This window comes from Vibrio sp. 10N.286.55.E10, assembly GCF_002872555.1.
GTDB classification, from domain to species: domain Bacteria; phylum Pseudomonadota; class Gammaproteobacteria; order Enterobacterales; family Vibrionaceae; genus Vibrio; species Vibrio crassostreae.
The window spans coordinates 71,248-83,437 of the sequence record NZ_MCSD01000046.1; the positions used below are offsets into that span (position 1 = coordinate 71,248).

At 43.5% G+C, this 12,190-nt stretch carries 9 protein-coding genes; 1 reads left to right on the forward strand and 8 read right to left on the reverse strand.

The window, feature by feature from the left end:
* Positions 1–108: 108 nt before the first annotated feature.
* The 6 genes from BCV39_RS19155 to BCV39_RS19190 form a co-directional block, all read right to left on the reverse strand.
* On the reverse strand, positions 109–2,298 hold the full coding sequence (locus BCV39_RS19155; protein ID WP_102433447.1) for an immunoglobulin-like domain-containing protein: 2,190 nt from the start codon (positions 2,296–2,298) through the stop codon (positions 109–111).
* 479 nt (positions 2,299–2,777) lie between these two features.
* Positions 2,778–3,785: an acetyltransferase gene (locus BCV39_RS19160; protein ID WP_102433446.1), complete on the reverse strand. Its 1,008-nt coding sequence runs from the start codon at positions 3,783–3,785 to the stop codon at positions 2,778–2,780.
* Between the two features lie 241 nt (positions 3,786–4,026).
* A complete protein-coding gene (locus BCV39_RS19165; protein ID WP_102433454.1) occupies positions 4,027–5,751 on the reverse strand; it encodes a methyl-accepting chemotaxis protein in 1,725 nt (574 codons plus the stop codon).
* A gap of 618 nt (positions 5,752–6,369) precedes the next feature.
* Entirely contained in the window at positions 6,370–6,786 is a 417-nt protein-coding gene (locus tag BCV39_RS19180) for a MarR family transcriptional regulator (protein WP_102433445.1), read from the reverse strand.
* A complete protein-coding gene (gene dmeF / locus BCV39_RS19185) occupies positions 6,764–7,714 on the reverse strand; it encodes a CDF family Co(II)/Ni(II) efflux transporter DmeF (protein ID WP_102433444.1) in 951 nt (316 codons plus the stop codon). Before dmeF ends, BCV39_RS19180 begins: the two co-directional genes overlap by 23 nt.
* 277 nt (positions 7,715–7,991) lie before the next feature.
* Complete coding sequence (locus tag BCV39_RS19190; protein WP_048658616.1) at positions 7,992–8,864, reverse strand: LysR family transcriptional regulator; 873 nt, start codon at positions 8,862–8,864, stop codon at positions 7,992–7,994.
* 261 nt (positions 8,865–9,125) lie between these two features.
* Between BCV39_RS19190 and BCV39_RS19195 the strand changes: the two genes are divergently transcribed.
* A complete protein-coding gene (locus BCV39_RS19195; protein WP_102433443.1) occupies positions 9,126–10,385 on the forward strand; it encodes an adenylosuccinate synthase in 1,260 nt (419 codons plus the stop codon).
* Between the two features lie 71 nt (positions 10,386–10,456).
* On the opposite strand, the gene BCV39_RS19200 is transcribed toward BCV39_RS19195, so the two are convergent.
* Both BCV39_RS19200 and BCV39_RS19205 read right to left on the reverse strand, forming a co-directional pair.
* The gene (locus BCV39_RS19200; RefSeq protein ID WP_102433442.1) at positions 10,457–11,398 is read right to left on the reverse strand and encodes a sensor domain-containing diguanylate cyclase; all 942 of its coding nucleotides are present in this window, start codon (positions 11,396–11,398) and stop codon (positions 10,457–10,459) included.
* Between the two features lie 153 nt (positions 11,399–11,551).
* A complete protein-coding gene (locus BCV39_RS19205; protein WP_102433441.1) occupies positions 11,552–12,190 on the reverse strand; it encodes an OmpA family protein in 639 nt (212 codons plus the stop codon).

The following is a 12,190-nucleotide window of genomic DNA, read 5'->3' on the forward strand; positions in this document are numbered from 1 at the left end:
GAGCCCATGATTCCATTTCGTTTAAGCAATAAAAAAGAGAGGCACATGGCCTCTCTTTGATCGTTTCTAGTTTCTAGTTTCTAGTTTCTAGTACACAATTAACTTAGCTTACAGCTTTGTCCAAGCATCTTGCCAGTATTGGCTTTCTGCAGGAGCGTAAGATGCGCTTGCACACCAAGCCGTGTATGGCCAAGGCTTACATTCATATAAACCATTATCACTGCCCACTACAATGTCACCTGCTGCGTAGTTTGTGCCCGCTTCATATGGAGGGTAATCACCTGGAGGTGGTGTACCACCACCACCGTCTTTCACAGAGAACGAATTATTCACCATGACCATTTCACCATCCGAAGCAGTACCAACTACTTCAAGTGAGTATTGGCCGTCAGTTACGTCATTCAAAACGATGGTGATTGTTTGGCTATCTACGAGGTTTACTTTAGTCTGTTCAACTAAAACACCTGCACTATTTAACACCATTGCAGTCACATCCATTGCTTCGTTTGACGTTAGTGTCAGATCCAAGCGGACATCACCGTTATCAGGTGCGTATTCAGACTGGAGACCCGAAACTTCAAGTTCAGGATCTGTACCCGGCTCAGGGTTACCACCGCAAGAAGAATCTGAAACCTTTCTCCAAACGCCCCACTCACCTGTCGTTCCCGGCTCTTCGCCACGAGTGTACCAGCCAGATCCCCACGTTGAACCGTCATGTGACACTTGGTCGCCTTCAACATAAACCGTTTCGGCATCCCATGCAGCAGCACAGTTAGAACCGTCAGTCACAGACACTTTACGTTCAGCAGTGACGGTTTGATGCGCACTGTCTGTCACACTATATACAAGCGAGTAGTTGCCCATTTCATTCACATCGACACTGCCAGTGTGTGTAATAGAACTCGTTAGGTCACCATCTTCTGCATCATTCGCCGTCACACCTGCCATTGGGTCGAATGCAGAACCAAGTATTACTGTCGTATCAGATATGCCATCGAATACTGGTTTTTGGCTGTAAACTTCTACCGTTCTTGCTTTGGTTGTCTCGTTGTTGTCACTGTCTTTCACACGGTACGTCAGAACGTAAGTGCCAATAACCGCTGTTTCAACATATCCTTCAACATCAATTGAAGACGTTAAATCGCCGTCTTCTTTGTCTGTTGCAGTTACGCCTTCCATAGGGTCAAATGCGCTGCCATGAAGAACACGCGCATTTTCAACGCCTTTCAGCACTGGCTCACCTTCAACCGGTGGCGGTGTCACTTGCCCATGAACAAATGGGCCGTAATCTTTGATGAACTGTTCGTTGTATTGTTGGCCGTTCTTATCGGTGCCCATGTCCCAGTTGATAGACCACGTCATTACACCACGCAAAGGTTGGCCTTGAGTCGTTAAGGTCTCAAATGCGTCGTAAAGATCTTGAGGATCTTGCACGAAGCCCGTCGCTGCAGCATCAATGCTCGAAGGGATACCAAACACTAACTTGTCGTGTGGGATCTTGTGGAAGCCACGAGTACCGTTGATTAGAGAATCAGAAATGTAGTAGATGAACTCTTCTTTCAATTCATCATTGTTTTGTGCAATCCAACCGATACCATCAACCCAAATACCATCGCCACCTTGATTGTAGAATTGAGGGTTAATCCAGTCGTAGTAACCTTCTAGATTGTCGATGTATGGTACATATTTACCACCAGACGTTAAGTACGGAAATTCAGGCGCCATCGTGATGAGGAAGTTTTTGCCTTCAGCACGGTAATGGTCTTTCACCAGTTTTAACGCATCAGGAATAACAGTTTGGTTGTTGGCTGCGGTTACCGCGGCTTGCTCCAGATCGATATCCAGACCATCGAATCCGTAACGCTCAGTCAGACGAATAATCTCATCAGCAAAGGCTCTTTCATCACCGGTTTCTAGTTCTACGTGTGCATCTGCACCACCCAGAGCTAACAGGACAGAACGACCTTGCTTGTTGAGTTCTGAGATTTGGTCAATAAATTGTTGCTCTGACAGCCCAATGGTTGGGTCCAGTTTAAAAGTTGGGATTCGACCATCAGCAACATCGTACACTTTCATGAATGACACATTCACGATGTTGTACATTGGGTTCACTTCGTCCAATGTTACGCAAGGCGCATTGCCACCTTGGTAACCACCACCATCACACCAGTTGTGCCAATAACCGACTACGACACCAGAATCTGGATTCGTCATATCTGAACCATTCGCATAAACAGCGCCAGACATTGCGGCCATTCCGAAAGATACCGCTAATTGCAGAGCTTTACGTTTCAACATCAATTCCATTTCCTTACTCAACAGCTGTGCCCATCACAACCGAATCAATTCATTTTAGCCATGAATATTTATAGACAAGTAATGGAATTTATTAGAAAAGGTGACCTTTGATTTAACTTGTGATTTTAAGTCACAGATTGAATATAAGAATCAATATGATTTTGACTTTTCATTCAAATTAAAATGCTAAAACATTGCTTTATTGGGCTTAATTATTGGTGGAACAAATGAATCCACAATCTTAATTCACTCGGGTAATTAAGGTGAATATGTAAAAATAGCAAAGTGGACACCCTGGGCTGAGAATAAGAGTAAAAGGTCTAGAAACCCTCGGATTTACTGGCCTGACGGAGATTTATCATTGCGAGTGATATCACTAAAATTGATTAGATTTATTAGCTATACATATGCTAGATGTGTACACGAACAACCAAAAATGTAGGTGACAATTATTGTATTTTCAGTTTTCAGATCGAGAGTTAACTATCGATACAATTGCCCAGCTGTGAATAATAACTCTCAATTGATGAAATAAAATTCATCTTATTTTCTTCAGTGAGTTGATTGATGCCAGCTGCTGCTTTTCTTCCCCCCCCCGTTTCAAAACTAGAGCAAATTTCGTCTGCACCCGTTCTATTTGATAACGGCGCTCTCAAGCTCACAGTATAAGATTCACCATCTTGGTTTTTAGTTAACACTGCTTGCGCTCGGCCTGGGTCTTGATTAACGATTTCATTGCCAAAGACACCACTAATACGCCTTGCCCAAGTCTCACTTGGCAATTCAAACACACGCGCGACTTCACTCTCATATATTGGTCCTAGGTTTGATAGGTGTTGGTTGTCACTTTGATAAGCTGTACGAAGACGATAGAAAACTGAACCTTTGTCATCTAGGAGAGAAAACGGATTCGGATATTGATAGAGAGCTTGGTAAAGCTTGATTGGCGTGAAGTGCAAGTCACTCAGTGACGAGCCGTAGCCGTTGTAATTAATGAGAGTACCCAGTTCTTCCAAAAAATCAGTTTGGGATCGGTCAAAGCCATTTTCTAACGCTAATTGTGAAGCTACCGCTTTTAAATTATCACCAAAGGCAGCAGCAATGGCCCACGCAACATACTCACCCTTTAACTTCTGATTTATCAACAAACTGGTGCAACATTCAGGTGCCGTATTAACTAAAGTCTCAAGATGCTTAGACTGAGGTATATCGCCTGTGCGATGGTGGTCGCAATAGAACACTTCAACGTTGGCCTCAAGTAACGAGTGTAAAGCCGGAAGGTTCTTCTCCATCGATACATCTAGGACCGTAACAGACGCAACATCCGCTTGATCGCCCTGCTCCGCCAATTTAGAGACCACTTGAGAAACCAACTTGATATCACGCTTTACACCAGTGATCAGTACAGTTTCTTTTGGCTCATTTAGGCGCAGTTGCAGCAAAGCGATGATGCCGTCTGCATCTCCATTGAATACGTCGTAGTGCATGTTATCCCTCTTCCTATAGATTTAACCGTTTGTCAGGAACGCGCCAGTACGTTCGTTTACTCGATAGTCTGTCATTATTTTACTTATATATCACAGATACTTAAGTCTATTTTGGAATGCCTTATTCTTATTTCTATCTGTTCATGAACTTGCCTATCCATTAGGTACAAAAAAGCGCAGATAATCCGCGCCTTTCGCTTGAGTTGTTTGGCTGCACTTCTTTAATGCAACTAGGTTGATTCTAAGATGTCTTAAACTGCGCGACAGCTTGGTCCATATCGTTTGCTTGCTCAGCGACTTTATCCACTTCGACTAAACAGTGCTGCGCCGAAGCGTTATTATCATTCGAGATAGTGTTCAGTTCAGTGATTGAGTCGCTTACTTGCGCCATTACTGCGCCCTGCTCTTCAATTGCAGAAGCAATACGTTCAGAGTTGCCTTGAATGCTTTCCATGTCACTTAAGATCAGCTGTAGGCTTGCATCAAGCTCTTCTGAATCTTTTAGTGTTAATTGACCTTGTTGATTGCACTCACCAATTTCGGTCATCGAAGCATTCATTTGGCTCTGAATTGCCGTGACTACACTGGTAATTTCAGTCGTTGATTGATGCGTTCTGCTTGCCAGCGCTCGTACTTCATCTGCAACCACCGCGAAGCCACGACCTTGTTCACCCGCACGTGCCGCTTCAATCGCCGCGTTCAATGCCAATAGGTTGGTTTGTTCTGCAATGCCTTGGATGATGTTTACTGCATCGCCAATTTGATCAACATGATGGTTCAGTGAGCTAATCGAATCTTGGCTGCTTGAAAGGCGTTCAGACAACTGAGTAATATTATCGATGGTCGCGACAACCACTTCGCGGCCCTTGTCAGCATTCACTTTCGCTTGATGAACACCTTCTGCAGCAACCGATGTGCTTTCAGAGATCTCGCCAATGGTAAGTACCATCTCTTGTACTGACGTTGTCATTGTCGAGGTGTGGTTTGCTTGAACTTCGAACTGTTTAATCACCGATTCAAGCTCATCATGCATGTTAGAAGTGCTTTGAGTTAGCTGCAGAGATTTTGACTGAGACGCCGCAATCAAGCCTTCAAGTTGATCCAACAGTTGGTTGAAGTACTCGCCTAGTGTACCAAGTTCATCTTTGCCATTTTCGGTTGAACGGATAGACACATCGTTAGAGTCAACAATGTTACGAATCACTGATAGCAGCGACTCAATTTTACCGATGATAGAACGGACAATTAACCAGCTGAACAGAATGATCGACACAAGCAACGTGACGCAAAGGATGTTGTTGATCAGCGATAGTTTGTCCATCTCTTGCTGCGTTTGTTGGTCTAGCACCGCCGAGAATTCTTTAAACTGACTTTCGATAGCGTGTGAACCAGAGCGGGCTTCACCTAGCAGGCCTTCGTTATGTTTTAAACCGATCACTCGCTTCTGTTCAACCACTTGACGCGCAGCATCTATCAAAGCACTTGAGCTTCCAGCGTTAGAAGTAATAGAAAGAACACTCGGATCGAACTCACCCTTTTCAATTAAGTCATTGAACAGGTAAAGCTCGATTTTTTGTTCAGCACTGGCTGTCGCACTGATGTTATCGAGCAAAACATGAAACTCCCCTAACAGGCCTTTGTCACGTGCTAGCCCATAAACTTCGCTCGCTTTTACTAGGTTAACAAAGCTGGTGTGGTAGGTTTCGATGTCTTCACGTAGGTGTGTGCTGTTGGCTAAGCCCAAATCTTTCAGCACGACGTCGAGCTCAGATTCAGACGCTAAGAATTTGTTGTAGTTTACGTCAAACTTGTCGAGGTATTTCATATCGCTACGCAGTAAGAAATCTTTCTCGTTACGGCGAAGGTTGAGCAGTCGTACTTCAAGTTCTTTTGTGAGTTGTTTGGCTTCGCTCATTTGAGCGGTGGTGTCTGCAAATTGTGATGTAGTAAACAGCAGTGAAATCATACCGACGATGGAGAACATCCCCAACGAATAAAGCTTTTTCTTTATATTCATATACATGGCTCGTCTTTACTAATTAACTATGAGTATCTAAATGAGTCGCATCAAAGAATGGATATTCAACTCGTGCGATCTGGTTATTGTTATGGTTTTTATATCGATAATGAGCGTCTAAAACTGTGGCTTCTAAGTCCACTAGCGATGACGTTCTCAATTGCATTTAAACAGCAAATGAAATAGCCAACTAAAGTTAATTTTATCAATAACACAAATCGATTACATGTACATTAGTTGAATGATAAAAGTGAGAGACAGCTATTTGACGGAGTGTGAAGCCCTGAATGGCTTGCTATGTAAGACTTTGAATTAAAACACTTTGTACCATTATTGACCTTGAGGTTAGAAGTGACAATTTTTTGGCTCACCAGAGGAGCACGAGCGAAGAGTAATATTAGAGGTTTTGACTTGTTTTTTTAAACGGGAAACCCATCGATTGGTGATTGTAACGTTGAGCGTAAACGGCGAAAAAAATGGACCTACTCAATTCGAGTCTGGTCCATTTTTGGATTTCTTAATCAATCGCTTTGCGGCTAATAAGTTATGCTGCGAACTTAAGGCCGACTAAAACGCTTTCACCATCTTGGTTAGGCACTTCAATAACACCGCTTTCTCGTCTTCTTCGATGTCTTGCGTCAGCTCATTAACCAAATTCAAGTGAAGTTGGTTGTGGTGAACATGGATCTTCTGACCTTCATCGGTCAAAGCCACCACAATCGCACGACGATCCGTTGGGTGTTCATGGCGTTCAATCAATTCTGCCTTAACCAACTTCTCAATTTGAACAGTAAGTGTGCCAGTAGTAATGCCAAGCTTTTCTGCCAATTCTTTCATTCTTAACGCACCATGCATACCAAGCACTTCGATGGTATGTACTTGTGCTAAGGAGTAACCCGTTTCTTTGACAACGGATTGCTCCCACGAAGACATTTTATCGTAGAACTCAGTCAGTATTTGATTAAGCTGTTCTATATTTTGCATGGCCGTTTGAGTGCACTTCGAGAGTAAGATGATTAATCTTATCAAACTTGGCGAGCATTTGTTTATATTCAGGGACGCTTTTATCGCTGTTTGATTCAAGAGTAATCGCCGCTGAGTAGTGATGCCCGCTCACCTTCCACATGTGTAAGTCGGTTACGGCGGCATAAGGAGCTAAGGCTTCAGTTATGCCGTTGCGGTACTCATCGTCAATATTCTGATCGAGTAAGATTGGACTTGTCTGTTTCATGAGGTTCATTGTCCATTTGGCAATCACAACCGCACCAACCATACCCATTGCGGCATCCAACCAGTTCCAACCGTAAAACTTACCAAATAGTAGAGCAACAATCGCCAACAGAGAAGTCAATGTATCGGCCAAGACGTGCATGTAGGCCGCACGCAAGTTGTGATCGTGATGATGCCCATCATGTTGGTTATCGTGACTGTGTCCCTTATGTTCAGAATGAGAGTGTCCGTGATCATGATGATGATCCCCTAGCAAAAACATACTCACTACATTCACTGTCAAACCAATACACGCAACAATAATCGCTTCGTTAAACTGAATCGCTTGCGGGTTGAACAAGCGATGTACTGACTCCACCAGCATCAACAACGCCACAATACCCAACGCTATCGCGCTGGTGTACCCGCCTAACACACTCACTTTGCCGGTACCGAAAGAGAAACGTTCACTGTCAGCATGCTTCTTGGCGTAACGGTATGCGAACAAGGTAATACCAAACGCTGCTGCATGCGTTCCCATGTGCCAGCCATCAGCAAGTAGCGCCATAGAACCATAAATAGTACCTGCAATAATCTCGACAACCATTGTGATGACAGTTAACAAGAGAACGTAGAAAGTACGTTTTTCACCTTGTTGATTGTGTGAAGAGAAGTTGTGTTGATGGCGTGTTGGAAAACTCAAAATGGCGTCCTTAGATTGTGTTAGTAGTTAGACGATCTTTCTCAATAAGAGAACTTTGATTGACAAGTAGTTTGACAATCAAAGCAATTGATTGGAATTTAGTTTGATAATCAAACTTTGTCAACGATGAATTTTAAGGCTCTGATTTACAGAAGGAATGGATGATGAGAGATTTAAGTTATTTCTGTAGCCTATTGCTTTGAGCAAGAACGGTGATTTACCGACACAAAAAAGCCCACACGAGGTGGGCTTAGATCGATCTGACTTAGCGATGGAATTATTGGTTTTGCAACAGGTTAATCTCATCATTCACCCATCCTAACAACTGCTTGGTCGCTTTCGACAAGACTTGATTCTGCCTCACAATATAGCCAAGGCTCGTACTAGAAAAGTTCGCCAATGGTGTGACTTTTGATTTCAGATGTTGCTTGGTTGATATTGCAAATTCAGGGACAATCGCCACACCAAAACCGGCTTCTGCCCAATCGATTTGAGCGTCTACGCTCCCTACTTCCATGACTCTGTGATTGGGTAGGTTTAAACTTGGTAAACCTTCATCGATGAAGTCACGTGTTCTCGTATCATGGCCTAGTAGAATCAAAGTGAGCTCTGCATCAGAATCTTGGATATCAAACCCATCGCCAAGTGCACACCAAGAAAGCTCTTGAAGCTTAGTGAAATATAATGACTCGTTGTGCTGTTCTTTGGCGATAACAAAGCCAATATCCGCCTGAGCATTTTTAACTAAACTCGATGCTTGAGATGACGTGGTATTCAATAGCGTAAGATCAATACCGGGATACTGCGCTTTAAACTTCTGGAACGGGCGAATCAACAAAAATCGAGAAATGATGTCACTCACGGCAATAGTTAACGTCCCGATTTTAAGGTCGTTAATGGCATTGAGATCGGCCTGACAAATTTGCAGTTCAAGTAACGTTCTTTGACTTGTTTCCAATAGTCGCTCACCCGCTTGAGTCAATTGAAATGGGCTTCTCTCAATCAACTTTATACGTGTTTGTTGTTCTAGTTGTTTTAGGTGCAAACTTACGTTGGGTTGCGTCATATGAAGTGCATTAGCCGCTTTCCCAAAATGCTTGTACTCCGCAAGCGTCACAAACGTCTTCAACAAATTAATATCGAGCATCATGTCCTCTCTCTCGTGTCACTTATATCATTCCCTAAAAGTAAAGAATGCTCCATCCGTCATTCCCTACAGTGAGGAACGAACATGGTAAGGAATCTCGCTTGTGGTTTGAGATTCCAGATACCTCGGTTCTGGAATGACGATCATTGGTAGATTAAGACTTTAAGGATATATGGAATCCTTATCAAGATAATAAAGATAATTAATTTCTCTTATCCACTTTGTAGGCCTAACATGATTTCTCAATCAGTTAGGAGAAAAATTATGCCATCTATCGTTGTTGTGGGCGCAAACTGGGGGGATGAAGGCAAAGGCCGCATCGTCGATTTTTTAGCAGACCAAGCTTCTGCTAGCATTCGTTTTCAAGGTGGAAACAATGCAGGTCATACTGTGGTAAATGACTTCGGTACATTCAAACTGCACCAACTTCCTAGTGGTATTTTTAATCCTGACTGTACAGCGGTTCTTGGCCCTGGCATGGTGATCAGCCCTGCGGCGCTAACTGAAGAGATTGCAGAAGTACAAGCGGCTGGCATCAAAGTAAAAATGGCAATTTCAGATCGTGCGACACTGTGTCTGCCTTTGCACGCTCTTGAAGATACACTTGAAGAAGAGCGTTTAGGCGATGGCGCTTACGGCTCAACACGTCAAGGTATTGCACCTGCATACGGCGACCGTGTGATGAAGAAAGGAATTCTTGTGGGCTGGCTGAATCAGCCTGAGATTTTAGAGCAGCGCATTCAATTCATGCTTGATTGGAAGATGCCTCAACTTAAAGCGCTATACCCTCAATGTGACTTCTCTCAGAGCGCTTCTGAAATGACAGAATGGCTACTTGAAGTGACTAAAGCTTGGCGCCCGTTCATCTGCAACGTAACTGAGCCGCTAAAAGCACTGCAATCGCAAGACGCGAACCTACTGTTTGAAGCTCAGTTAGGCGCAGGTCGCGACCTTGTCTACGGTGAATACCCTTGGACGACTTCTTCTAATGTAACCGCAGCTTACGCGGGTATCGGTAGTGGCCTACCTGCCCTTCGCCCTGAGCGTGTTATTGCTGTTGCTAAATCTTTCAGCTCGTCTGTTGGTACTGGTACGCTTGTAACCGCAATGGAAGAGCAAGACAGCTTCCGCGAAAGCTCTAACGAATATGGTGCAACGACGGGTCGCCCACGTGATATGGGTTACTTCGACGCGGTAGCAACTCGCAACGGTGTTGACCTTCAAGCCGCAACGGAAATCGCACTGACTAAGATCGATTGCCTGTCTGGTCTATCTGAACTTAAGATCTGTACCGCATACTCAGGTGAACATACTGAGAACCCAATTTGGCCACAAACGGCTGAGCTAAAGCCTGTTTATGAAGATATGGCAGGCTGGGACGAAGACATCACGGGTTGCCGCACGTTTGAGAGCCTTCCTCAAGCCGCACAAGATTACGTAACTCGCATCGAAGAGTTGATGGGCGTGCCAATCGTGATGGTATCGGTAGGTCCTGAACGCGAGCAAATGATCATTCGAGCTTAGGTTAGAAAGCTACGATCAGCATCTACATCAAAGCCCACATTTAGTGGGCTTTTTAACGTCTGCACAAACATCTAAATCTTGTTTTTCTTATTAAGGTACATGTTTTCATCGGACGACTTTATTAGATTAATAATATTGAAGCTTCGAGAATCAGCAATACCACAACCATATGAAAAGCCGAGTGAAACCTCATCATCACAATGAAAGCCTTCAATGAAATCATGGAATTCAGTGTGAATTTTTTTGACCAACTCACGAGCAAAACCCGGCTCTTCTGAGTGTATGACGACGATGAATTCATCACCGCCGACTCTCGCCGATATAGTGTTGTACTTTGAATTGTTTTTAATGCATGACGCAAATCCAGATATGTAATCATCACCTTTGAAGTGACCATACGTATCATTGATGTACTTCAAATTATCCAAGTCGAAATACAAACAAACAACCTCTCCATCGCTGATGTTTGCTTTGTTGAATTCATGGAAAAAGCCCCTTCGATTAAGCAGCGTCGTCATGATATCAAAGTGACTGTTTTTGTATAAAATCCTGCTCTCTTCTTTTAATAGGATTTCAGAACGCAATAGAGTCGATATGTTCTCAATCAAGTTAACTTGGCTTTCGGTATATGTTGTTGGGCTTAAATCAAACACTAAGAGCACCGCAAACACTTCTTCATCTATATCCCTAACAGGAACGCCGCAAAAAGACTTATAGGCATCTATTCCTGTTGCAGAGGCGGATTCGCCACCAGCATAACCACTCAAATAGACCGTGCGATTTTCTTTATGCACATACTCACAAAAACAGCTAATTCTGCTCTTATGTTGGTTACACGATATGTTTGAGGAGCTCCACACACTCTCAGAACCAGAGCAACTCAAATCAGAGATCATGATGATGCCCGCATTCGATGCGTCCATTATGTCTCGTATGTTATCCAATATAGATACCCAAGTATCGACATCGATATTTCTTTGCATCCCTTCAGAAGAGAACTTATCAAAAAGCATTAATATTTACTTAGTATCAGACGGTTAAACTTAATCGAATATTCATTAGTATACGTTGTAACAAAAACCCCAAGAGCGATGTTCTAGGGCGGTTATTACCTAGTACTAAGCTGCAACCAAGCACTAAGTAACAACCAACCCCAATCGTGCATCTCAATTTTCTAGTTCAGTGGCATCGTTCGCAGAGGCCCAAATTTCTGAGCGTCGATTCTTGGCTCTACCCTCTGCGGTTGAGTTAGAGGCAATAGGTTCACTTTCACCAAATGAACGAATAACAAGACGGTTTTTCTCGACACCATCGGCCATTAAGCCATCCGACGTCGTAAGCGCTCTTTGTAGGCCGAGCGCTTGGTTATAACCTTCTTCGCCTGTACTGTCGGTGTGGCCATCCACCGTAATTGAACTGCCGTTAGTCTTTAACTCACCAGCTAATTGACTCAATGCTTTGCTGCCCATCGGCGTTAAGTTGTGTTGATCAAAACCAAAATGAAGACGGGCCAACAACCCTTGACGCTCTTGATTACTGATCCAAGTCTTACATCCCGATTGATTCATCCCCAGATTAGATTGACTGGCCAAAGTTTGCTTCAACTCGTTGCTATCAGAAGGCTGCTCTATTTGTAGAAAGCTCTGTCTATGCTGTGCGATGCCGACGACATCATCAACTCTTACACTATGCTGATATTCACTGGATGCCGTGTCGCAATAAACGTTGATACCTTCTTCCGCATTAGCGATAAAACTAAGTTGCAATGTCGATAGGACGATTGAACTGATCATTAACTTTTTCAT

What these genes read in the sequence shown, in the direction of transcription:
- BCV39_RS19200 (WP_102433442.1), bottom strand. Translation starts at nt 11,398, where the DNA reads ATGCTTTTTGATAAGTTCTCTTCTGAAGGGATGCAAAGAAATATCGAT.
- BCV39_RS19180 (WP_102433445.1), bottom strand. Translation starts at nt 6,786, where the DNA reads ATGCAAAATATAGAACAGCTTAATCAAATACTGACTGAGTTCTACGAT.
- BCV39_RS19190 (WP_048658616.1), bottom strand. Translation starts at nt 8,864, where the DNA reads ATGATGCTCGATATTAATTTGTTGAAGACGTTTGTGACGCTTGCGGAG.
- BCV39_RS19205 (WP_102433441.1), bottom strand. Translation starts at nt 12,190, where the DNA reads ATGAAAAAGTTAATGATCAGTTCAATCGTCCTATCGACATTGCAACTT.
- BCV39_RS19155 (WP_102433447.1), bottom strand. Translation starts at nt 2,298, where the DNA reads ATGTTGAAACGTAAAGCTCTGCAATTAGCGGTATCTTTCGGAATGGCC.
- BCV39_RS19165 (WP_102433454.1), bottom strand. Translation starts at nt 5,751, where the DNA reads ATGATTTCACTGCTGTTTACTACATCACAATTTGCAGACACCACCGCT.
- BCV39_RS19195 (WP_102433443.1), top strand. Translation starts at nt 9,126, where the DNA reads ATGCCATCTATCGTTGTTGTGGGCGCAAACTGGGGGGATGAAGGCAAA.
- BCV39_RS19160 (WP_102433446.1), bottom strand. Translation starts at nt 3,785, where the DNA reads ATGCACTACGACGTATTCAATGGAGATGCAGACGGCATCATCGCTTTG.